Below are 23,453 nucleotides of genomic sequence, written 5' to 3'. Positions count from 1 at the left end.
CTGAGTGGCAGATGATGAACCCATGAGTCGTGAACACCACTACAGCGTGACCGTCACCTGGACCGGCAACCTCGGCGAGGGCACCTCCGGCTACCGGTCCTACGGCCGCGACCACGAGGTGGCGGCCGAGGGCAAACCCGCCGTGCCCGGCTCGGCCGACCCCGGCTTCCGCGGCGATCCGGCCCGCTGGAACCCGGAGGAGCTGCTGGTGGCGTCGCTGTCGCAGTGCCACATGCTGTGGTATCTCCACCTGTGCTCGGTCAACGGCATCGTCGTGACCTCCTACGTCGACGAGCCGGAGGGCACCATGGTCGTGGACGCCGGCACCGGCGGCGGCCGCTTCTCCGAGGTCACCCTGCGCCCCACGGTCATGATCACCACGCCGAGCCTGCACGCCAAGGCCCTGGAGTTGCACGCCGAGGCCAATCAGCTCTGTTTCATCGCCAACTCCACGAACTTCCCGATCCACCACAAGCCAACGATCCTCGACTGCCTGAAGGGGTAGCCGCCCTAGAACGTGACGAGCGGGTCACCGACGAAGTCGGCGATGAAGTTGACGAAGAAGAAGCCGAAGAACAGGAAGTTCAGGATCAGGATCACGTAGTGCCACGGCCGGGGGCGGGCCGGGCGGGGCAGCCTGCTGTTCAGGTACATCAGCAGGAACGGGTAGATGAGCGCGCCCAGGTTCGACATGTTGGCCGACCACTCCACCAGCCCGACCGGCAGCGAGAAGTGGATGATGACCGAGATGATCACTAACAGCACGATCATGAACGGGTAGTAGAAGCGGCGCGGGTCGCCCTCGATCAGCCCGCGCAGCCGGGGGCTGGTGGCGTGCGCCGCGTCCGTGGTCACCCGGACCATGGCCTCGAAGATGCCCAGCTGGGTGGAGAAGAGGATCAGCACCCCCAGCACCAGCGCCACGTAGAACAGCGCCTGGCCGTACTCGTCGCCGAGCACCCCGGCCACGAACGTCGGCACGTCGGCCCGCGTGGGCTTCTGGCCCGACAGGGTGACCGCCTGCGACATGAGCAGCGTCGGCAACAGCATGCCGAGGATGGCGCCGACGAAGAACACGCCCCACATGTCGGTGAGCAGCAGCCGGTACCACCTGCGCCACAGCACCCGGTTGACGTCGTCGTCGGGGAAGGTGACGCCGCTGGCCAGGATCTCGCGCCGCTCGCCCCGCATCCCCGACAGGAACCCCGCGCGATAGCCCATGCCGTAGCCCTTGTCGCGGTAGTGGCCCATCACGTACCAGTTCAGGCCGGAGGCCAGGGCGGTGAAGCCGGCCAGGCCGCCGAGCTGGGTCGCGGTGATGCCCGCGGGCGGCGCGGCCGGGGTGACGAAGCCGCGGATGCCCTCCCACCACTGGCTCCACGGCACGATGAGCAGGTCGACGGCGAGCAGCGCGACAAGGATGGTGCCGACCATCACCCAGTTGGCCAGCTCCAGCGCCCGGCTGATCCGCTTGGCGGCCGCGGTGATCAGGAAGACCAGCACCAGCAGCGCGATGGCCCACAGCCGCGGCTCCTCGGCGTCCGCGGGCGCGACCACGCCGTGGACCAGCGCGTAGACGCCCTGGCCGGCCGAGGCGGCCCACCCTCCCGCGATGAAGGCGAAGATCACGACGAGCACCGACAGCGGGACCCACAGCTTCCAGCCCGGCGGCACCCGGCCCCAGCCGACCACCGGGGTCTCCCCGGTGGCGACGACGTAGCGGGAGCACTCGACGTTGTAGAAGGTCTGGAGGAGGGCGGAGACCAGAATCACCCAGCCGACGCCGACGAAGCCGTACTGCCCCACGTTCAGCGGCCCGAGCAACCACTCGCCGCTTCCTATGGAGATGCCGAGGGCGATCAGGCTGGGGCCGATCGCGTACTTGACCAGCTCTTTCGGGCCGATCTTGGAGACCTTGAACACCTCTTCCGGTGTCGGAAGGTCTGCGACGTTGAGATCTGGGCGGCTTACTCCGAGTGGATGCGACATGTCAGGCCTCCTGTGCGTTCAGGGTGATCCAGAACCCCATCGGCTACAAGACCCAATCGGCGCTTGCGGAACGCTGTCGCTTGCCCTGTTCGTTGCCCAGATATGGCTGACATCCCCTATGACAGGAAAGAACAGCTCAAGCAGATCGAGAGCGGGCTGATGCCGGGCGAGCAGATCATCGCGGTGTACGACGCCATCGGCGCCGGGACGGGGTTCCTCGGGCTGACCGATCGGCGGGTCATCGTGCAGGACAAGTCGTTCGTCGGCAAGCGCATCGCGATCACCAGCATCCCCTACAGCAAGATCTCCGCGGTGAGCGTGGTGAGCAACAAGTCGTTCGCCGGCGGGTTCTTCTCCTCGGGCGCGATCGCCATTCACGTCGGGACGCACACGTACGAAGTCGACTTCCGCGGCGACAACAAGGCGCACCACGTACATAACGTGATCTTGCATCACATATCGCGAACGTAACCGATTCCGTAAGGGGCGCGGCGGCCCGGACTGGCCTATCCTGCGGAAATCACGGGGTCACGCGAAGGGGGCGGGCTGGGTGAGCCGAGTCGCACACGTCTGTACGGCGGGCCGGGTGAGCCGAGTCGCACACGTCTGTACGGCGGGCCTGGCGGTGCTGGCGGTCGCCGCCTGCACCGCCACCCCACCGACGACGACCCAGGCCCCCGGCACGGGCGCCGCCACCACCACGCGTCCCGGCACCGCGACCCCGAGCACCCCTGGCACGGTAACCCCCGGCACGTCGCTCTCGCCGGTGCCGGTACTCGGGGGCGGGCGGCCCGCGCTCCCCGCCAAGCCCGCCGCCTGCGCCCAGCCACCGGCGGCCACCGACGACATCCGCGCCACGAAGGCCACCTCCGGCTGGCGCGTCGTGTCCACCGACGAGGGCTACGGCCAGCTGCGCGACCTCGCCGTGGGCCGCGACGGCGCCGTCTGGGCCACCCACCTCACCCAGCGCTTGACGGCCGAGTCCGTGGAGACGGCCTTCGCGGGCCTGCGGCGGTGGGACGGCAAGGGGTGGACGTCGTACCCGCTGCCGAGCGTTCAGGTGACCGCGCTCAGCGCCACCTCCGCCGGGAGCGCTTGGGTGTTCGGCCTGGCGGACGGCCGAACCGGGCTCGTCGGCGCGTTCCAGAACGACACGTGGGAGGCGCGGCGGCTCACCGGCCGCCTCGGCGACACCTTCGGCGCGGGCGGCACCGCGGCGCGCGGCGCGTGGGCGGTCAGCGGCACGTCGGCGCTGTGGTGGACCGGCTCCACCTGGCAGCACCACGACCTCCCGGCCCCGGCCGGCGCGGTGGGCGGCGGCAGCGGGAGCGGCGGCGGTTCGGGGAACAGCGGCGGCGGCAAGCGCGGCGGCGACGTGTGGACGGTCAGCGGTCCGCTGATCGACCAGGGACCGGCCGCCCGCTGGGACGGCGAGGCGTGGCAGCGGATCGACCTGCCCGTGCTCGGGCCGCCGGTCAAGGCGGAGTCCCCGCGCGTCCGGCTCAACGACGTCGTGGTGCTCGGCCCGGCCGACGTGTGGGTGGTCGGCGGGGTGTCGTGGCTGGTGCCCGGCGAGTTCACCAAGGACAACGAGCCGCTGGAGCGCTCCCGCCCGGTCGCCCTGCACTGGGACGGCGGGGAGTGGCAGTGCCGGTGGGGCGCGCTCGGGTCGACGTTCACCCAGGCCGAGCCGGACGGCCGGGACGGGATGTGGGTGCTCGACTCGACGGGGTCGCGGCTGCTGCGCTTCAGCCGTGGACGCTGGACGACGCAGACCCTCGACGGCACGGTCACCGCCCTCGCCCAGCGCCCCGGCACGGACCAGGTCTACGCGGCCGGCTCCTCCAACCCCGAGAAGGACCTGACCCGCGCCCTACTCTGGCGGACCAGCTGACCCACCCGCTCAGGCGCATGAGCCCGCTCGCCTTGAATGACCTCAGATCAACGAGGTGTAGAGCTCCATGGTCCGGTGCGCGATGCGTTCCCACGAAAAGTGCTCGACGGCCCTGGCCCGCCCGGCCACCCCCATCGCCGCGGCCCGCGCCGGATCCCCCAGCAGCGCGTTGACCCGCTCGGCGAAGTCGGCCGCGAACCGCTCCGGATCGTGCGGCGTCCCGTCGATCCCCTGGTCGATCGGCACCAGCAGCCCGGTCTCGCCGCCGGCCACCACCTCGGGAATGCCGCCGGTCGCCGTCGCCACCACGGCCGTCTCGCAGGCCATCGCCTCCAGGTTCACGATCCCCATCGGCTCGTACACCGACGGGCACACGAACACCGACGCGTGCGTGAGCAGCTGGATCACCTCCGGCTTGGGCAGCATCTCGGAGATCCAGATCACCCCGTCGCGCTCCCGGCCGAGCTCCCGCACCAGGCTCGTCACCTCGGCCTCGATCTCCGGCGTGTCGGGCGCGCCCGCGCAGAGCACGATCTGCGCGCCGGCGTCGAAGGACCGCGCCGCGTGCAGGAGGTGGACCAGCCCCTTCTGCCGGGTGATGCGCCCGACGAAGATGGCGTACGGCCGGGCCGGGTCGACGCCGTGCTTCTTCAGTACGTCGTCGTCGCGGTCGGGCGCGTATTGGGCGGTGTCGATGCCGTTGTGGATGACGCTCACCCGCTCGTGCGGGATCTCGGGATAGGCGAGGAGTACGTCGCGCCGCATCCCCTCCGAGACCGCGATGACCGCGTCGGCACCGGCCAGGGCGGTCCGCTCCGCCCAGGAGGAGATGGTGTAGCCGCCGCCCAGCTGCTCGGCCTTCCACGGCCGGAGCGGTTCGAGGCTGTGGGTGGTGACGACGTGCGGGATGCCGTGCAGCATCTTGGCGACGTGCCCGGCGAAGTTCGCGTACCAGGTGTGGGAGTGGACCACTCCGGCGCCCGCGCACGCGGCGGCCATCTCCAGATCCACCCCGAGCACCTGCAGGGCCGCGTTGGCCTCGGCGAGCCCGGCGGGCACCGGGTAGGCGGAGACACCCGGCTCGTCCCGCGCGGCCCCGAAACACCGCACCCGGACGTCGGCCAGCCGCCGCAGCTCTCTGGCCAGATATTCCATGTGCACCCCGGCACCGCCGTACACATCCGGCGGATACTCCCGGGTGAGCAGATCAACGCGCATGACACGACCTTACGATCCCTCGGGCCGTCGGGCACAGCGTGGCGGCGGCCGGTCGGACGCCATCTTCCGGGAGTCCCAAGCACGAATCACGTTCGGCGGGCGTTTCGTCGATAGATCGGCATTTTGAGGGTAGCGTCACGGATATGAGGTCCAGGAGGGTTCTTGCGGTCGTACTGGCAGGTGGAGAGGGAAAGCGGCTCATGCCGCTCACGGCGGATCGGGCCAAACCGGCCGTGCCGTTCGGCGGGATGTATCGGCTCATCGACTTCGTGCTGTCCAACCTCGCCAACGGCGGATACCTGCAGATCGTCGTACTGACCCAGTACAAGAATCACAGTCTCGACCGCCACATCTCGCGTACGTGGCGGCTGACGGCGATGCTCGGCAACTACGTGACCCCGGTGCCCGCCCAGCAGCGGCTCGGCCCGCGATGGTTCTCCGGCTCGGCCGACGCGCTGTTCCAGAACCTGAACCTGATCTACGACGAGATGCCCGAGCACGTGATCGTGTTCGGCGCCGACCACATCTACCGTATGGACCCGCGGCAGATGGTCGAGCAGCACGAGGACTCCGGCGCGGACGTGACGGTGGCGGCGATCCGGCAGCCGCTGTCGCTGGCCGACCAGTTCGGCGTCATCGAAACCGACCCGCAGGGACGGCGGATCGTCGCGTTCCGGGAGAAGCCGAAGGACGCGGTGGGGCTCGCCGACTCCCCCGACGAGGTGTACGCCTCGATGGGCAACTACGTGTTCAAGACCCAGGCGATGATCGACGCGCTGCGTGAGGACGCCCTCGACCCCACGAGCAAGCACGACCTGGGCGGGAACATCATCCCGATGCTCGTCAAGTCCGGCGGGGCGGACGTCTACGACTTCGCGAACAACGTGGTGCCGGGTTCGAGCGAGCGCGACCGCGGCTACTGGCGCGACGTGGGCACGCTCGACGCCTACTACGAGGCGCACATGGACCTCATCTCGGCGCACCCGATCTTCAACCTCTACAACGACAAGTGGCCGATCCACACCGGACACGACCCGCTGCCGCCGGCCAAGTTCGTGCACAACGACGGCGACCGGGTGGGCCGGGCGATCGACTCGCTGGTGTCCCCGGGCGTCATCGTCTCCGGCGGCACGGCGAGCAGGTCGATCCTGTCGCCGAGGGTCGTCCTGCACTCGCACTCGCTGGTCGAGGACTCGGTGCTGATGGACAACGTCAAGGTCGGCAGGGGCGCGATCGTCCGCAAGGCGATCATCGACAAGAACGTGGTGATCCCCGACGGGGCGCGGATCGGCTTCGACCTGGACTACGACCGCACCCGCTTCGCCCTGACCAGGGGCGGAATCGTGGTCATCGGCAAGAACGAGATCGTCGACCGCTGACCACCCTCACCTGGGCAGGCTGAGCAATCGGTCTGCCTTCGGCCTCGCCAAACGCTTCGGCGCGGAGGACGCGGCCACCGCCGCCCGCAGGGACGCCCCCTAGCCCTTCCCAGTGAAGTTGATCGAAGATTCGCCACTCAGAGTAAATATCTAGTAACGTTCCGTGACATGCCTTCCCCCGTGCATGACACGCTTAACGCGCTCTTTCGCAACCGTCCGGCATTGGCCGTCGAGATCCTCCGCGACGCCTTCGACGTCGATCTGCCCACAGACGCCCTCGTAGAGGTCGCCGGGAACGACTTCAACGACCGCCCCTCCAAGGACCTCCAGGCCGACACGGTGATCGTCGTGGGCCCGCGCCAGGATCCGATCCACGGCATCATCGTCGAGATCCAGCAGAAGAAAGAGGACGACAAACTCACGACCTGGGCGCGCTATGCGGCGGCGCTTTGGCTGCGGCTGAAGTGCCCGGTGGTGGTCCTCACCCTCTGCCCCACCACCTCCGTCGCCACGTGGGCGGCGAAACCGATCGTCACCAGCCTGCCCGGCTTCGTCCTGCAGCCCAGAGTCGTCGGCCCGGACCGGATCCCTGTGATCACCGATCCGTCCGAGGCGATGGACTGCATTGAACTGGCCGCGATGTCGGTCATGATGCACGGCCAGCAGAGAGCCGTGACGGAGGCCTTCGTGGCGGCCCTGAGCAAGCTCGCCGACGATGACGCTCCGCAGTATTATGAATACGGATACCGACTAGCTTCACTCGTCGCTCGGCGCATCATGGAGGACATCATGTCGTCTACCGCATGGCCGGTATACAGCCCCTTCGCCAAAGAGCACTTCGGCAAGGGGAAAGCCGAGGGGAAAGCCGAGGGCAAGGTCGAGGGCAAGGTCGAGGGCAAGGCCGAGGCCGTGATCAAGATACTCAAGGCGCGGGGCATAAGCGTCCCCCAAGACGCCCACGACCGCATCACCCGATGCACAGACCTCGACCAAATAGAAGAGTGGATCGACCGAGCAGTCACCGCGACAGCCCTCGACGACCTCTTCGCCCCTAATACTGCTTGACGCTGTAGTCATACCGGCAGGGCAGCGGATGGTCCGCGCGCACCCGCGCCCGCCCCGTCGGGTTGAGTCGTTCGTGATAGTCCCACCAGAGCTCGTCCAGCGTGTCCTCCCCTTCCCGCAGGTCGTCCACCACCAGGCCCGTCTCCAGTACCCGCCCGGCTCGGCCGACGTCGCCCGCGTTCAGGGCCGCGCGGCATTCCAGGAGGCGGATCCGGCCGTGCCAGCGGTCCTTGGGGCCGAGCTTGTCGATCAGTACCAGGGCTTCGTCCGGGCGGTCGGCGGCGAGCAGGGCGACGAGGGTCTCGATGGTGAGGGGGCGCAGCCGTGGCGACAGCGCATGGGCCCGCTCGTACAGGGCCGCGGCGCGCGACGGGGTGAGGACGGCCAGGTTGCGCAGAGCCCACGCGTTCTCGGCGCAGGCAAGGGAACGTTCCCAAGCGGCTCGGGCGCCGTCGTGGTCGCCGTCGTGATAGAGGTTCACGCCCAGGTGGAGCAGGGTGAACCAGGTGCCGCCCGACTCCTCGACCGACTTCTCCAGCAGCGCGCGCCACTCGGGGCCGACGGTGTAGGAGGACGGCGGCAGGGCGGGGGCGGGCGTGGGGATCGAGCCCTTGCGCACCAGGGCGAGCCACGACTGCTGGTCGCGCCCAATCGTCCAGTCGGCGAACGGCGTGCCCGGCAGGTTGAGCGCCCGGCTGCGCCGCTTGGCCAGGGCCCGGCGCTCCAGCGCGCCCCAGCCGCTGCCGACGTGCAGGACCTCCACGGGCACCGCCGAGGCCAGCTCTACGGCCCGCTCGTGCGCGGCCTGGAGGCGGTCGCGGGAGATCAGCCGGTCCACGGCCCGGCTCACGTGGCCGAGCGCGTCGGGATAGGAGCCGTGGGCTCGCGCGGGGTCGGCCTGGAGCAGGCCGTACGCCTCGGTCCAGGACAGGGCGGAGCGGCCGGGCAGACGTACGTGCTCCAGCTGGGTGCGGGTGAGGCCCGCCTGGATCTCCAGGTACGGCCGGTCGGGGCCGGACAGCCAGTCCTGCCAGTTGCGGCCCGCCGCGCCGGTGCCCCAGCGGAAGTGCTTGCGGCCGCGCAGCAGGTCGGTGGAGACCTGCGCGAGCCCGCCGCCGTCCGCGTCGAGGGCGGCGATCCAGCGGCGTTCGCCGCGTAGCAGCTCGTAGAAGAAGTCGGCGGCCTGCTCGTTGCGGGCCGGGTAGGACTGGTCGGCCTCGCGCCAGCGTGGCACCGGCACCCGGCGCAGCATCCCGTCGTAGGAGAAGTGGTACGCCTGGCGCGCCGGCGCCAGCACCCGGCTGCCCGGCGTCTGCGGCACCGCCGCGTTCGACCACCAGTAGACGGGGGCATCAACCCCCGAAGGGTTATAAATCCGGACGTGTACCAGGAGCACCGGGGACCCGGGCGGCAGGTGGACATCGAGCTGGTAGACCAGCCGCCGCATCCGTTCCCACTCGTACATCCGCAGCACCGGCACCCCATCGGGCCCCGCCACCCGGACGGCGTGGACCGGCGCGCAGGCCAGGGCGGTGTGCCCGAACGTGCCGAGGTTCCACTCCACTCCCCCCGCGAACCACGCGTTGCGCAGCCCGAGGTTGGCCAGCTGCAGGTGAGGCGGCTTGTGCAGGAGCTCGCGCCCGGTCGGCAGGTGCACCAGGGAGCGCAGCCGCCCGCCGTACTCCAGCAGGAACTCCGCGCGCAGCAGCTCGTTCTCCAGCACCGCCGTCTTCAGCTCCCGCTCCTCCCGCTCGCGGCCGTAGCCGTCCTGGAAGGTGTACGGCAGGAGCGATTCGGCGTGCCCATACGCCAGCTGGGCCGCCATCTCGGCGTCGGCGGCGGCCGTCCTCAGCCCGCCACGCGGATCGGGGAGCGTGCGCAGTGGCGGCAGCGGGTTCTCCGGGCCCAGCGGGGACACGGGGAGCACGACTGTGGATGTCCGTAGCATTTGGCGAGTATTTTCCCATAAAACCGACAGATAAGAGCTTCAGCCGGGTTTCGGGCATGATTAGACGGTGAACCGGTACGAACGCTGGAACATGCTGTTAGAGCTCGTCGCCGAGGCCGGCCGCCTGAACGTGTCGGAGACGGCGCGCAAGCTCGGCGTGTCCGCGGCCACGATCAGGCGCGACTTCGACGAACTCGCCGACCAGCAGTTGCTGACCAGGACCAGGGGCGGCGTCATCGCGCACAGCGTCTCGTACGACCTGCCGCAGCGCTACAAGGTCGCCCAGCACGCGCCGGACAACCAGCGCATCGCCGCCGCGGCGGCGGCCCTGGTGCCGGTTGGGGCGACGGTCGGGCTCAACGGCGGCACCACGACGACGGAGGTGGCCAGGGTGCTGGCCAACCGTCCCGACCCGCCCTCCGGACGCCGCGGCCCGGCGTTCACCGTGGTGACCAACGCCCTGAACATCGCCCACGAGCTGGCCGTGCGGCCGCATCTGCACGTGGTCACCACGGGCGGCTCCGCCCGCGCCGAGTCGTACGAGCTGGTGGGCCCGGTGGCGACGGGCATGCTGGCCGACGTCGCGCTCGACGTGGTGGTGCTGGGCGTCGACGCGCTCGACGTCAAGCACGGCGCCAGCGCGCATGGCGAGGGCGAGGCGGCCGTCAACCGGCTGATGGCCACCAAGGCCCGCCAGGTGATCGTGGTGGCCGAAGGCTCGAAGCTGGGCCGCCGGGCGTTCGCCCTGGTCTGCCCGCTGAGCAGGATCAACGTCCTGGTGACGGACTCCACGGCCGCGCCGGAGCTGACCGCCGGCTTCGCGGACGCCGGCATCCGGGTCATCCGGGTCTAGGACCGGCATTTGATCGTTTCCGGTGTTCTGGCGGACCCTCACCGCTAGGCTTCCCGCTCTGTGCTTGACGCCAGGAAACGGGATATGTCAGGAAGTGGGGGATCTAGATGTTGATCGCACTGGGCGTGATCGTCGCGCTGATCGTCGGCGTCGCTCTGTGGTGGAAGTTCCGCGACCCGCTCAGGGGCGCGGACTTCTACAAGTTCCACGTCGAGCGTACGTGGGCCTGGGAGCTCGTCCTCACCGAGGAGCAGGAGCGGGCGTTCATGGCCGGGCTGGAGGCCTATGACGAGGAGCGGACCGTCTTCCCGCACCGGGAGGCGGGGGCGCTGCACGTCTACAACCCGCAGATGATGGTCTCGCTGTTCCTCCTCACCGAGCAGTTCGCCGCGATGGGCCCGGGGGCGCTCGCGGATCCGGCGGGCGCCGTACGGCACCTGATCGGCCGCGCCGCGGAGGCGGAGATCGACGGCGTGCTCTACCTCGACGACGAGTGGATCCAGGAGCCCGTCGACGGCCTGGACAAGTACGACTTCACCCGCGAGATGGGCATGGCCACGCACGCGCAGGGCGTCGACGGGGGCGTCGGCGGCTATGGCGACGAGGACGCCGGCTACGGCATGCTCACGGTGCTCACCGAGGTGCCGGCGCATGTGCGGAGAATGTACGACGAAGCGCACAGCCACACCTCACCCGGAGAGATCCGCAACCGCCTCGACGTCTACAAGGCGGTGATCGAGGAGCCGGAGCCCGAGTTCGTCGCGGGGCTCGAGCGTGCCGACGGCGAGCAGAGCCGCTTCACCAACACGCTGATGTACGACTATGGCCGGGTGCTCGCCGATTACCAGGAGCTTCGCCCGCGCATGCCGCACGCCCAGCCCGTGGACGTCATGTCCGCCGCCCTGGCGCGGATGCTCACCGAGCGACGCCCCGGCATCACGTGGACCCGGCCGCCGTCACAGGAGCAGCACGACCTCGCCCTGCGGCTGATCTCGACGCGAGGCTGACGCGCGCGGGTCTCAGCGCCGCCGCCGGGGGAACCGGCCCGTGAAGACCCGTACGTCCGCCGCCTCGCCGGCCAGGTCGCCCGCCCATCTGACCGCCGTCTTCAGCGACGGTTCGGGGGCGTGGTAGGCCCGGTCGACCGACCACCACCAGGTCTTCTCCCGGCGCGGCTCGGCGGCGAGCCCGGCCGCCGCCAGCCCCGCCGGGTGACCGCCCCGCTCCCACAGCTCCGCCCACTGTCCCCGGCGCAGGTTGAGGTAGAGCAGGCCCTTCAGCTCGCTCAGCACGCCGAGGTCGCCCACAACCGCGCGGGACAGGTCCAGCGCGTACAACCGCGGGCAGGACAGCAGTGGCGTCAGGTCCACGGGCCGCTCGGTGCGCAGGGTCAGCGACCGCAGCGTGGCGTGGCCCGCCAGCGGCGCCAGGTCGATCCCGTCCATGGCCAGGTCGAGCAGTTCCACCGGAGTGTCGCGCAGCGGGGTCAGGTCCGCGCCGGGGCAGTTGTCCACCTTCACCTGCCACAGCACCGGCGCCCCGCGCACGGGCCCGAAGTCGACCCAGGGTGCGTTGATCACCGACAGGCGCTGGATCCACGGCTCCCAGCCCCGGATGGCGGCCGCGTCGGGACCGGCGACCGTCAGGGAGCGGGTCTTCTCGTGGGCGGCTCGGCTCGGCTCCTTCATGTCGCCGAGGTCGATCCACAATTCGCCGTGCTCGACCGCGTAGGCGCCGGCCTCCAGAGCGGTGACGTGCCGCCGCAGCAGGCTGGTCACGGAGTCGGCGACATAGACAGGGCCGTCATCGTGGCGCGCGCCCATGCGGATGACCTGGCCCGGCCGCCCGTCCGGTCCGGGCGCCAGGTCCACCGCCAGGAAGTCGCCCCCGGTGCTGGTGGCGAACGGGATCCAGCACGGGTGGTCCGACGCCCGTCGCATCGTCAGTGAGGGGCCCACGCCGGTGATGAGCGGCTGGAACAGATGCTGGCTCCAGCTACGGCCGGCGGTCCACCAGCGGTTCTCCGGGCGGCTCTGGTCCTCCAGCCGTTCGAGGCCGAACCAGGGGTGCCGGTCCAGGAGGCCCTCACCGCCGTCGCCGTCGACCAGCGAGTAGAGGGCGCGCAGGTCCTCGGGGAGCGTCACGCCGTACCGGACCCGGAGCTGGGCCTCCAGCCAGGCGCGGCGGGCTTCGGGGAGCGCGGGCGGCGGGGCGTACTTGTCCGTGCCGGGGCCGCCCAGGACCCGGTCACGCTCGCGTAAGTACGCGCCGAGCAGCGCGACGGCCTCCTTCGGGTCTCCCGCCGGGGCGGCATCCGGCCGGCCCCTCTGGAACTCCGTGGGCTCGGGCGGCAGCACGCCCCGATCGAGCACGTACAGGAAGCCGTGCTCGCTGTGATCCATGCGGTCCAGCGACTCGCTGACCACCGCTTCGAACCGGCCCTTGGCCTCGACAACCAACTCGATGGCGAGGTGATCGCCGCTCGCCCCGGCCAGGGCGTAGATCTCGCACATCTCCGCGTGCAGGTCGATGTCATCCGCCTCGCCCGGCTCGATGCTCAGCCCGCGGTGGCCGGACCCGTCCGGACCTGTCGCGAACCCCTGCAGCTCGGCCCGCCGCCACCCCGCGGGCGCTCCGGCCGCGATCTTCTCGGCCATCGTACGGAGCACATCGGCGATCTCGGAATCACGATCATGGTTCACAGGTCACACCTAACCATCGCGACGCGCCCGCTTCGTACCACGCACGATGATTACCGAGCGTATCCGCTGGACACGTAGCGTCATACAGGCTTCATATCGTGGGAGGAAGGGCTCCATGCAGGGCATTGCCGGATCCCCGGCGAAGGCGTTGCGGACGCCGCGCGCCGCGGGAGCCGCCGGAATCCTCGCCGCCCTGCCGCTGGGCGGCGCCATGATCCTGGTGCGCCGGGCGGTGCCCCACCAGCCGATCGGCGCGGCCGCCTATCTCGCCGACGCCGCCGGCCATCACGCCCTGCGGGTGGCGCTGGTCCTGCTGCCGTTCGGGGGGATCTTCTTCCTGTGGTTCATGGGCGCCGTACGCGACTCCATCGGAGCGCGGGAGGACCGGTTCTTCGCGACCGTCTTCCTCGGCGCCGGGCTGCTGTTCGTGGCCACGCTCTTCGTCTTCGGCGCGGCGGCGGACGCCTTTCTGACCACGATCGGCACCATGCGGGACCCGTCCCGGCCCATGGCCTTCTGGCACTACGGGCGCCACCTCACGCTGGCCCTGCTGACCGAGTACGCGCCGCGCATGGCCGCGGTGTTCACCCTGACGACCACGACCATCATGACGCGCCTCGGCATCTTCCCCCGGTGGCTGTCCTGGCTCGGCTATCTCGTCGGGCTGGTGCTCCTCCTGGTCGTCAGCCACGTCGCCTGGTCGGAGATCGTCTTCCCCGTCTGGATCCTGATCGTGGGCTGCTTCCTGATCGCCGCCCATCCCCGGTTGATCTCCGCAGACCTGCCCAACAAATGACTCTTTGCCGCCATGTCAGCTCTATGGCGTCGGGTAGGTCGTGGAGAGGGCGACTTGGCGGCAGGTGGCCGTCCGGCCCCCACGGGGAAGTGTCGGCGGGGGAGTGTCATTGTGCGAGTTGTCGTTGATCTCACGCGCTGCCAGGGCTATGGGCAGTGCGTCTTCCTGGCGCCGGACGTGTTCTCGATGCACGGCCAGGAAGCGCTCATGTACGACACCGGCCCGGACAACGACCAGCGCGAACATGTGCTCCAGGCGGCGGCGGCCTGCCCGGTCCAGGCCATTCACCTCGACCGGATGACCACCCAGCACAGAACCATGCGGCCGGAGCTGGGCCCCTCCCCCACGGGCGACGGCGAGGCGTTCAAGCGCGAGGGCCGCATCGTCATCGTCGGCGCCTCCCTGGCCGGCGCGCGAGCCGCCGGGGTGCTGCGCAGAGACGGCTTCACGGGCTCGCTGACCCTGATCGGGGACGAGCCGTACCAGCCGTATGACCGGCCACCGCTGTCCAAGCAGGTCCTGACCGGCAAGGTGCCCGCCGAACGCACCCTGCTCCCCCAGCTTCGCGAGGTCGAAGTCACCTGGCTGCCGGAGACCCGGGCGACCGGGCTGGACCTGTCCGCCCAGAAGGTGCGGCTCGCCGACGGCGGGGAGATCGGCTTCGACAAGGTCCTGATCGCCACCGGCGCGCGGGCCCGGCCGTGGCCCAAGGAGCCGGAGGCCGCGCTCGACGGCGTGTACGTCCTGCGCACGCTCGACGAGGCCAAGCGCCTGCGGCAGCGGCTGGACGCCGGCGTCGGCAGGGTGCTGATCATCGGGGGCGGATTCACCGGGTCGGAAGTGGCGTCGGTCTGCCGCGAGATGGGCCTGCCGGTGACTCTCGTCGACCACGGGCCCGTTCCGCTGCGCGGCGCGCTGGGTGGCGTGATCGGCGCGGTCGCGGCGGACATGCAGCGCGCGGCCGGTGTGGACCTGCGCTGTGAGGTCACGGTGGCGGAGCTGGAAGGGGACGCGGACGGACGGCTGCGCGGCGCCCGGCTGTCCGACGGCAGCACCGTGGAGGCCGACGTGGCGGTGGTCGCGCTCGGCGCGGTCCGCAACATCGAATGGCTGGAGGGGTCCGGGCTGGCGTGCGGGGTGTGGGGGGTCGCCACCGACGCGGGCTGCCGGGCCTTCGACGTCAACGGCCTGGTGACCGACAACGTGTTCGTCGCCGGTGACGTGGCCCGCTTCCCGCACCCGGTCTACCACTACCAGTTCGTCGCGCTGGAGCATTGGGGCAACGCCGTCGCCCAGGCCGAGGTCGCGGCCCACAACATGATCAGCGACCAGGCGCATCGCTGGCCGCATCTGTCGCTGCCGGTCTTCTGGTCCAACCAGTTCGGCGTCAACATCAAGTCGGTCGGCGTGCCGAGCTTCGCCGACGAGGTCATGATCGCGCAGGGTTCGCTGGCCGAGCGGCGGTTCGTCGCCGTCTACGGCTACCGGGGCAGGATCACCGCCGCGGTCACCTTCGACCACGGGATGTGGCTGGACTTCTACCGGCGCCTGATCGAGCAGGCCGCGCCGTTCCCCCCTGACTTCCGCTCGGTCGACCGGCTCGACGGATCACGGCCCGTTCCGGCCGAAGTGCCGGAGCGGATCAAGCCCGCCGAAGGAGCGACCGTGGTGGTGACCGGCCACGATCCGGGCGAACGCCGCGCCACGCTCGTACGCCCCCAGCGGTAAGACCATCTCGAACCCACGCGTCCAGGGAGGCACTTCGTGGAGCCGGCAAGCAGCTACCAGCAGATTCTCCAATACTCCAACCGGGCCGACCCGTATCCGCTGTACGCCGAGCTGCGCAAGACGCCTGTGGCGCGGCAGGAGGACGGCAGTTACGTCGTCAGCACGTACGAGGAGATCGTGGCGCTGCTGCACGATCCGCGGGTCAGCTCCACCGCGGGGCAGCTGCCCTCCTTCATCTCCACCGATCCGCCCGAGCACGACCGGCTGCGGCGGCTGGCGATGCGTCATTTCGGGCCGCCGCATTCGCCGCGCAAGGTCGACAGCCTGCGCGGCGAGCTGGTCCAGATCGTGACGGAGCTGATCGACGGCCTCGGGGACCGGGAACAGGCCGACATCGTCGACGATTTCGCCTACCCGTTCCCGGTCACGGTGATCTGCCGCCTGCTCGGCGTGCCGCTGGAGGACGAACCCCGCTTCCACCAATGGGCGGACGAGCTCGTGGAGGCCCTCGGCCCCGGTGAGGAGGATCTGGCGGAGCGGATGGAGAGACGCCAGGCCGTGCTGCTCACGCTGGGCGAGTACCTGGCCGGGCTGATCGACGCCCACCGCGAGAACCCGGGCGACAACCTCCTGTCCGGGCTGATCACCGACGAGGGCCCCGACGGGACGATGTCGCGGCACGAGGTGATCGCGACCGGCACGTTGTTGCTGATCGCCGGCCACGAGACCACGGTCAACCTCATCACCAACGGCATGCTCACCATGCTGCGCAACCCGTGGCTGCTCGAACGGCTGAGCAAGGAGCCGGACCTGGCCATCCACACCATCGAGGAGCTGCTGCGCTACGAGCCGCCGGTGCACTTCCTGCCCAACCGGGTCGCCCTCGACGACATCCCCATCGGGGGTGTCACCATCCCCAAGGGCGCCCACATCATCCTCGCGCTCGCCTCGGGCAGCCGCGACCCCGCGCACCTGCGCGACCCCGACCACTTCGACCCCGACCGTCCCTACATCCAGCACCTGGGCTTCGGCGGTGGGGTCCACCACTGCTTCGGTGCTCCGCTGGCGCGCCTGGAAGCCCAGATCGCGCTGCGCGAGCTCGCGCGGCGGCTGGTGAACCCCCGCCTCGTCAGCGACCCGCCGCCCTACCGCCCGAGCTCCACCCTGCGGGGGCCGCGCCATCTGGAGATCCAGTACGACGGCGTCAACCCGTACAGCGAACTGCCGGCCACGTAGCCTGATCAGGAGAGCCAGGTTTCGATGGCCTGCGCCATGGACGGAGCCTGGTCCTCCAGCATCGTGAAGTGGTCGCCCTTCACCTCCTGCTCGGTGTGCTCGGTGTGCCACGTGGCGCGCCAGTCTCCCGAGGGGGACGGCGACAGCGGCGTGTCCGGATGGAGGAAGAGGATGGGCGCCGCCACCTCGCCCAGCTCGCATTCGCGGAACAGCTTGTAGTAGCGGCCCATCGCCGACAGGCGCGCGTTGGTGAAGGGTCCGAACGCGTCTTCCCTGTCGAACATGCCCTCGACCATCTGCGTCCCTAGGTCGTCGATCACCTTGTCCTCGGGCATGAAGGTGTCGAGCAGGATCAGCCCGGCCGGGCGGACGCCGAGGCCCTCCAGATAGGTGGCCGCGGCGTGCGCGAAGATCCCGCCGGCGCAGTAGCCGAGCAGCGCGAAGGGTCTCCCGTCCGCCGCGTTGAGAACACTGTGCGCCCACATGCGCACCGCGGCGTCGGCCGTACCGGGGAGACTCTCCTCGGGGGCGAAGCCGAGGACGGGCAGCGCGAGCAGGTCGCGCACCCCCTGGAAGTTCGCCGCGAGGCGGGCGAACTGGGCGGCTCCCCCCAGCGCCATGGGCGTGCTGAAGCAGAACAGCGCGGGCTGGGCCGGACCGGTCGCCAGCTTGAGCGGCGGCGGGATCTCATCGAGCTCGTCGGGCGAGTCGAAGGAGGGGCGCAGGTCGGCCACGGCCCGCAGCACGGCCAGGCCCTGGTGTGTCTTGCCGGTGCGGGCCGCCTCGCCGAACAGCGCGCTGAGGCTGTCGCCCGCGTGCGGGTCGCCGGTCCCCGTGCCGCCGAACTCCGCCGACAGGTGCCGGGCCAGCGCGGCGGGGCTGGGGTGGTCGAAGACCACGGTGGCGGGCATGCGCAGTCCGGTGGCCGCGGCCAGGCTGTTGCGCAGCTCGACCGAGGTCAGTGAGTCGAACCCGGCTTCCAGGAAGTTCTGGTCGGGGGCGATCGAGTCGGGCCCGGAGTGACCCAGCGCCCGCGCGGCGTGCGCCCGCACCAGGTCGCGCAGCCGCTCGACCCGCTGCTCGGCCGGCAGCCCGGCCAGCTCCGCCGCCAGTGACGGGTCGTGCGCGTCCTGACCGGCCGCCGCGCCGTCGGCCGCCAGGATCTCCTGTACCTCGGGCAGCGCGCGGAGCAGCGGCCGCGGCCTGGCGAGGGTGAACACGGAGGCGAACCGGGTCCAGTCGATGTCGGCCACCACGCGGTGCGACTCGTCGTGGTCGAGGACCAGCTCCAGGGCGCTCACCGCGGCGTCGGGCTCCATGACGCGGACGCCGAGCCTGCGCAGCCGCGCGCCGACCGCCTCGTCCACCATGCCGCCGCCGCCCCAGGCGCCCCAGGCGACCGAGGTGGCCGGCAGCCCGCGGGCGCGCCGCGCGTGGGCCAGGGCGTCCAGGAACGCGTTGGCGCCCGCGTACGCGGCCTGTCCCGCCTGGCCCCACACCGCCGAACCTGAGGAGAACAGCACGAATCGCTCCACCGGGTGGCCGAGCGACAGCTCGTCGAGGAGCACCGCGCCCGCGATCTTGCCTTCGACCGTCTCGGCGAACTCCGCGAGCGTGCTCTCGGCGAGCGGCCCGTCGTCGCGTACGACCCCGGCCGCGTGCACGATCGCGGTCAGCGGCTGCCCGTCGGGCAGGGAGTCGAGCACCCGGCGCAGCCCGTCGCGGTCGCCGACGTCGCAGGCGGTCACGGTGACCTTGGCGCCGAGCGCCGTCAGCTCGGCCTCCAGTTCGGCGACGCCCGGGGCGCCCGGGCCGCGGCGGCTGATCAGCGCGAGGTGCTCGGCGCCGCGGGCCGCCAGGCGGCGGGCGAGGTTCGCGCCGACGCCGCCGGTGCCGCCGGTGATGAGCACGGTGCCGTGCGGCCGCCAGGGGGTCTCGGGTGCCGCCTCGCCGAGCGGCGCGCGCTCCATCCGCCGGGCGAAGAGGCCGGCCGCCCGTACCGCCAATTGATCTTCGCTGTCCAGCCCGGACAGCGCGCCGCAGAGACGGGAAACGCCACGCTCGTCCAGTACGGCGGGCATGTCGATCAGCCCGCCCCAGGTGTCGGGATGATCCAGGGCGAGGACGGTGCCGATGCCCCACACCACCGCCTGGGCGGGGGACTGGAGTTCGGCCGCGCGCTCCACGGCCACCGCGCCCGAGGTGAGCGCCCACAGCGGCGCGGAGATCTCCGCGCCGGCGAGCGCCTGCACCAGCGTGACGGTCATGACCGAGCCACGGGACAGGACGGGGTGGGCCGGGTGGGGGCGGTCGTCGAGTGCCAGCAGGGACAGTACGCCGGTGACCGGCTCGTCGGGAAGCGCGTCGCGGAGGGTGAGCTCGAGCGTGGCCCGGTCGTGGTCCCGGACCTGGATCGGCACCACCTGGGCGCCCGCCTTGGCCAGCCCGTTGACGATTGCCTCGGTGTCGACGCCGTCTGTATCCGGCAGGGCGACGAGCCAGGCTCCGGTCAGCGTCGCCTCGGCCGCCTCCCGTACCGGCCGCCAGGCCACCTGGTAGCGCCAGGAGTCCAGCGTCGCCGCCTGCCGCAGCTGGCGTCGCCACGCGGACAACGCGGGCAGCACCTCGTCCAGGGCGGCCGGGTCCACCTCGGCGAACCGCGGCACCTCCCCCCGGTCCACCGCCTCCCAGAACCGCCCGTCGAGCGGGTCGGCGGGGGCGGTGACCGCGGGCGCGGATTCCAGCCAGTAGCGTTCCCGCTGGAAGGCGTAGGTCGGCAGGTCCACCCGGCGGGCGCCGGGGTAGAGCGCGGACCAGTCCACGCCGACGCCGCGTACGTGCAGGTCGGCGAGCGAGGTGAGCATGCGGACCTGCCCGCCCTGCTCCCGGCGGAGCGTGCCGATGACCACGGCGTCCCGGCCGAGGGCGTCGAGGGTCTCCTGGATGCCCATGGTGAGCACCGGGTGCGGGCTGGACTCGACGAAGACCGCGTGGCCCTGTCCGACCAGCGCGTGGACGGCCGCGTCGAACCGTACGGTCTGACGCAGGTTGGCGTGCCAGTAGGCGGCGTCGAGCCCGGCGGTGTCGATCCAGTCACCGGTCACCGTCGAGATCATCGGCACGTCGCCCGTTTTCGGGGTGATCGGCGCGAGGTCGCGCAGCAGGCGCTCGCGCAGCTCGTCGACCTGGGCCGAGTGTGAGGCGTAGTCGACCGGTATCAGCTTGGCCCGGATCCCCTCGGCGGTGAGCTCCGCGACCAGGTCGCCGAGCGCGCCGGGCGCCCCGGAGACCACGGCCGAGCGTGCTCCGTTGATCGCGGCCAGGGAGTACTCATCCGGTCGGCGGGCCATGCGCTCGGTCAGCTCTTCGACCGGCAACCCGACGGAGGCCATGCCGCCGCGGCCGGCGAGCACGGCGCCGATGGCCTGGCTGCGCAGGGCGACCACGCGGGCGCCGTCCTCCAGCGACAGGCCGCCGGCCACCGTGGCGGCGGCTATCTCGCCTTGGGAGTGGCCGATCACCGCATCGGGACGCACGCCGTACGAACGCCACAGCCCGGCCAGCGCCACCATGACCGCCCAGAGCAGCGGCTGGACCACGTCCACCCGCTCCAGCGGCGGCGTGCCCGGCTCGCCGCGCAGAACCTGGGCCGGCGACCAGTCCACGAACGGCTTGAGCGCCCGCTCGCAGGCGGCGAAGTGCTCGGCGAAGGCCGGCGACTCGTCGAGCAGTTCGGTGGCCATGCCCGCCCACTGCGAGCCCTGGCCGGGGAAGACGAACACCGTCTTGCCCGGCGCTCCGGCCACCCCGCCGACCCCGGCGGGCACCTGTTCGCCGGCGGCGAGGGCGCGGACGGCGGCCAGCAGCTCCGCGCGGTCCCGGCCCACCGCTACGGCGCGATGACGGTAGGCCGTACGGGTGGTGGCCAGGGAGAACCCGATGTCGGCGGCGGACTGGCCGGGGTGGCGCTCCACGTGTGAGCCGAGCTGTTCGAGCTGGGCACGCAGGGCGGCCGCGCTCTTGGCCGACACCGTCCACGCGACCGCCGCTGGTGATTCGACCCCGCTTGGGGCGGTGTCGTCTGTTGGGGCCTGTTCTGTTGGGGCCTGTTCGAGGATCACGTGCGCGTTCGTGCCGCTCACGCCGAACGCGGACACCCCGGCGCGCCGGGGCCCGCCGCTGTCCGGCCAGTCGACGGCTTCGGTCAGCAGCCGGACGTTCCCCGCGGACCAGTCCACGTGGGACGAGGGCTCGGACACGTGCAACGTCTTAGGCAGGAGACCCGCCCGCATGGCCAGCACCGCCTTGATCACCCCGGCGACCCCGGCGGCGGACTGGGTGTGGCCGATGTTGGACTTGATCGACCCCAGCCAGAGCGGCCGGTCGGCCGGGCGGTCGGCGCCGTAGGTGGCCAGCAACGCCTGCGCCTCGATCGGATCGCCCAGCGTGGTGCCCGTGCCATGCGCCTCGACGAGGTCCACGTCGGCCGCTGCGACTCCGGCGTCGGCCAGCGCGCGGCGGATGACCCGCTGCTGGGACACCCCGTTCGGGGCGGACAGGCCGTTGCTGGCACCGTCCTGGTTGATCGCGGAGCCGCGGACGACCGCGAGCACCGGATGACCGTTGCGGCGCGCGTCGGACAACCGCTCCAGCAGCAACAGACCGGCGCCCTCACCCCAGCCGGTGCCGTCGGCGTCGTCGGAGAAGGCCTTGCACCGCCCGTCGGGCGCCAGGCCGCGCTGGCGGCTGAACTCCACGAAGATGTCGGGAGTGGGCATGACGGTCACCCCGCCGGCCAGCGCGAGCGTGCTCTCTCCGCTGCGCAGCGACTCGCACGCCCAGTGCAGCGCCACCAGCGACGAGGAGCAGGCCGTGTCGATGGTGGCCGCGGGGCCCTTGAGCCCGAACACGTACGAGATCCGGCCCGAGATCACCGCGGTGGAGTTGCCCGTCAGCAGGTGGCCCTCGGCTCCTTCAGCGGGCGCGCCCAGGCTGCCGCCGTACCCGTCGGCGAAGGCGCCGACGAAGACGCCCACCTGGCTGCCCTTCAGCGAGCGCGGGTCGATGCCGCCGCGCTCGAACGCCTCCAGCGCCACCTCCAGCATCAGGCGCTGCTGCGGGTCGGCGGCCAGCGCCTCCCGGGGCGAGATGCCGAAGAACCCGGCGTCGAAGTCGGCGGCGTCGTGCAGGAACCCGCCCTCGCGCGTGTACGTGGTGCCCGGACGGGTCAGGTCCGGGTCGTACAGGGTGGACAGCTGCCAGCCCCGGTCGTCGGGGAACAACGACACACCGTCGCGGCCGTCCGCCACGAGCTGCCAGAGCGCCTCGGGGTCGTGCACGTCCCCGGGGAACCGGCAGCTCATGGCGACCACCGCGATCGGCTCGTGTTCGCGGGCCTCGGCCTCGCGGAGCCGTTCCCTGGCCTGCTGGAGATCGGCGGTCACCCGCCGGAGGTAGTCGAGGAGCTTCTGCTCGTCCGCCACGTCACGTCACCTTCCGGAAGTTTCAGAGCCCCTTGTCGATCAACGCGAACAGCTCGTCGGCGCTCGCCGACTCCACGGTCTGGCCCGTGTCCGCCTGTTCGCCGCGCCACTGCGCCAGCAGTCCGCGCAGCCGGGCGGTGACCGTCGACCGTGTCTCCTCGTCGGGCGTGAGGGCGCCGAGCAGGCGTCCCAGCCGGTCGAGTTCCTCCAGCGCCCGCTCGCCCGTGGGCCGGTCGTCGGGCGCGATCTCTGTGAGCAGGTACTCCGCCAGCGCGATCGGCGAGGCGTGGTCGAACGCCAGCGTCGTCGGCAGCCGCCGATCGACGGCGGCGTTCAGCCGGTTGCGCAGTTCCACCGCGGTCAGCGAGTCGAACCCCAGCTCGTCGAAGGGCCGGTGCGGGTCCACCTCTTCGGCGGAGGCGTGCCCGAGCACGGCGGTGACCTGGTCGAGCACGAGGTCGAGCAGGATCCGCCGCCGCTCCGGTTCGGGAAGCCCGGCCAGTCTGGCCTGCAGACCGGCGCCGGAGCCACGCTCCGCGGAGGCGGCGCGGCGCGGGCGGGCTCGTACGAGCTCGCTGAGCATCGGCGGCAGGGAGTCGCCGCGCGCGCCCAGCGCCTTGACGTCCAGGCGAATCGGCACCAGGGCCGCCTCGGGCCGGAGCAGAGCGGTGTCGAACAGCGCCAAGCCCGTCTCCGGGGTGAACGGACCGATGCCCTCGCGGGCCATCCGGGCGACCTCCGCCTCGGCGATGGTGTCGAGCATGCCGCCGCTGCCCGTCCACGGACCCCAGGCCAGCGAGGTCGCCGGGAGCCCCTGCGTCCGCCGCCGGTGGGCCAGCGCGTCCAGGAACGCGTTGGCCGCCGCGTAGTTGCCCTGTCCCGCGCTGCCCATCGTCCCGGCCGCCGAGGAGAACATGACGAAGGCCGACAGGTCGAGGTCGTGCGTCAGCTCGTGCAGGTTCAGCGCCGCGTCCGCCTTGGGCCGCAGCACGGCGTCCATCCGCTCGGGGGAGAGCGCGGTGATCGGTCCGTCGTCCAGGACGCCCGCGGCGTGCACCACGGCCGTGAGCGGACGGCCCGCGAGCAGTTCCGCGAGCGCGTCGCGGTCGGCGACGTCGCAGGCCGCGATCTCGACCCGCGCGCCGAGCTCCGCGAGCTCGGC

The 23,453-nt window shown here is 71.3% G+C and carries 16 protein-coding genes; 10 read left to right on the top strand and 6 right to left on the bottom strand.

All coding sequences use genetic code 11. From position 1 onward, the window contains the following. Nucleotides 1-22 precede the first annotated feature (22 nt). Nucleotides 23-505, top strand: a complete 483-nt coding sequence (locus tag AB0B61_RS22405) for an OsmC family protein (protein ID WP_358434846.1) — start codon at nt 23-25, stop codon at nt 503-505. 5 nt (nt 506-510) lie between these two features. On the opposite strand, the gene AB0B61_RS22400 is transcribed toward AB0B61_RS22405, so the two are convergent. Further along, the gene (locus tag AB0B61_RS22400) at nt 511-1,989 is read right to left on the bottom strand and encodes an Nramp family divalent metal transporter (RefSeq protein ID WP_358434843.1); all 1,479 of its coding nucleotides are present in this window, start codon (nt 1,987-1,989) and stop codon (nt 511-513) included. A gap of 102 nt (nt 1,990-2,091) precedes the next feature. Between AB0B61_RS22400 and AB0B61_RS22395 the strand changes: the two genes are divergently transcribed. Both AB0B61_RS22395 and AB0B61_RS22390 read left to right on the top strand, forming a co-directional pair. Beyond that, nucleotides 2,092-2,460: a PH domain-containing protein gene (locus tag AB0B61_RS22395; protein ID WP_225301025.1), complete on the top strand. Its 369-nt coding sequence runs from the start codon at nt 2,092-2,094 to the stop codon at nt 2,458-2,460. Between the two features lie 79 nt (nt 2,461-2,539). Further along, nucleotides 2,540-3,883: a hypothetical protein gene (locus AB0B61_RS22390; protein ID WP_358434840.1), complete on the top strand. Its 1,344-nt coding sequence runs from the start codon at nt 2,540-2,542 to the stop codon at nt 3,881-3,883. 42 nt (nt 3,884-3,925) lie between these two features. Here the strand turns inward: AB0B61_RS22390 and glgA are convergent, their stop codons facing one another. Continuing rightward, on the bottom strand, nt 3,926-5,101 hold the full coding sequence (gene glgA / locus AB0B61_RS22385; RefSeq protein WP_358434837.1) for a glycogen synthase: 1,176 nt from the start codon (nt 5,099-5,101) through the stop codon (nt 3,926-3,928). 143 nt (nt 5,102-5,244) lie between these two features. Between glgA and glgC the strand changes: the two genes are divergently transcribed. Both glgC and AB0B61_RS22375 read left to right on the top strand, forming a co-directional pair. Then, nucleotides 5,245-6,480 (top strand): glucose-1-phosphate adenylyltransferase, encoded by a 1,236-nt coding sequence (gene glgC / locus AB0B61_RS22380; protein WP_225301022.1) that lies wholly within the window; start codon nt 5,245-5,247, stop codon nt 6,478-6,480. Between the two features lie 168 nt (nt 6,481-6,648). Next, nucleotides 6,649-7,545, top strand: coding sequence for a hypothetical protein (locus AB0B61_RS22375; protein ID WP_358434833.1), 897 nt, complete (start codon nt 6,649-6,651; stop codon nt 7,543-7,545). On the opposite strand, the gene AB0B61_RS22370 is transcribed toward AB0B61_RS22375, so the two are convergent. Next, nucleotides 7,532-9,493 carry a DUF5107 domain-containing protein gene (locus tag AB0B61_RS22370; protein ID WP_358434830.1) on the bottom strand — a complete coding sequence of 654 codons (1,962 nt, stop codon included), beginning with the start codon at nt 9,491-9,493 and terminating at the stop codon, nt 7,532-7,534. The genes AB0B61_RS22375 and AB0B61_RS22370 overlap by 14 nt on opposite strands. Nucleotides 9,494-9,560: 67 nt before the next feature. Here AB0B61_RS22370 and AB0B61_RS22365 point away from each other — a divergent pair, with 67 nt between their 5' ends. Together AB0B61_RS22365 and AB0B61_RS22360 are read left to right on the top strand one after the other, a co-directional pair. Next, a complete protein-coding gene (locus tag AB0B61_RS22365) occupies nt 9,561-10,346 on the top strand; it encodes a DeoR/GlpR family DNA-binding transcription regulator (protein ID WP_358434827.1) in 786 nt (261 codons plus the stop codon). A gap of 107 nt (nt 10,347-10,453) precedes the next feature. Then, a complete protein-coding gene (locus AB0B61_RS22360) occupies nt 10,454-11,353 on the top strand; it encodes a hypothetical protein (RefSeq protein ID WP_358434825.1) in 900 nt (299 codons plus the stop codon). Between the two features lie 12 nt (nt 11,354-11,365). Here the strand turns inward: AB0B61_RS22360 and AB0B61_RS22355 are convergent, their stop codons facing one another. Then, nucleotides 11,366-13,048 carry an SMI1/KNR4 family protein gene (locus AB0B61_RS22355; RefSeq protein ID WP_358434822.1) on the bottom strand — a complete coding sequence of 561 codons (1,683 nt, stop codon included), beginning with the start codon at nt 13,046-13,048 and terminating at the stop codon, nt 11,366-11,368. 115 nt (nt 13,049-13,163) lie between these two features. Between AB0B61_RS22355 and AB0B61_RS22350 the strand changes: the two genes are divergently transcribed. The 3 genes from AB0B61_RS22350 (at nt 13,164) to AB0B61_RS22340 (ending at nt 16,808) form a co-directional block, all read left to right on the top strand. After that, complete coding sequence (locus tag AB0B61_RS22350; RefSeq protein ID WP_358434820.1) at nt 13,164-13,844, top strand: hypothetical protein; 681 nt, start codon at nt 13,164-13,166, stop codon at nt 13,842-13,844. A gap of 111 nt (nt 13,845-13,955) precedes the next feature. After that, a complete protein-coding gene (locus AB0B61_RS22345) occupies nt 13,956-15,572 on the top strand; it encodes an FAD-dependent oxidoreductase (protein ID WP_358434817.1) in 1,617 nt (538 codons plus the stop codon). A 36-nt stretch (nt 15,573-15,608) separates the two neighbouring features. Beyond that, complete coding sequence (locus AB0B61_RS22340; protein ID WP_358434814.1) at nt 15,609-16,808, top strand: cytochrome P450; 1,200 nt, start codon at nt 15,609-15,611, stop codon at nt 16,806-16,808. A gap of 5 nt (nt 16,809-16,813) precedes the next feature. Here AB0B61_RS22340 and AB0B61_RS22335 read toward each other — a convergent pair whose 3' ends face one another. Together AB0B61_RS22335 and AB0B61_RS22330 are read right to left on the bottom strand one after the other, a co-directional pair. Next, on the bottom strand, nt 16,814-22,291 hold the full coding sequence (locus tag AB0B61_RS22335; RefSeq protein ID WP_358434811.1) for a type I polyketide synthase: 5,478 nt from the start codon (nt 22,289-22,291) through the stop codon (nt 16,814-16,816). Between the two features lie 22 nt (nt 22,292-22,313). Then, the coding region (locus tag AB0B61_RS22330; RefSeq protein ID WP_358434809.1) for a beta-ketoacyl reductase at nt 22,314-23,453 on the bottom strand (1,140 nt) is incomplete at its 5' end.

Source organism: Nonomuraea sp. NPDC049158 (assembly GCF_040648335.1).
Taxonomy (GTDB): domain Bacteria; phylum Actinomycetota; class Actinomycetes; order Streptosporangiales; family Streptosporangiaceae; genus Nonomuraea.
Note: the sequence above shows the minus strand (reverse complement) of the source record. Positions and strands in the feature narration are given on the sequence as shown.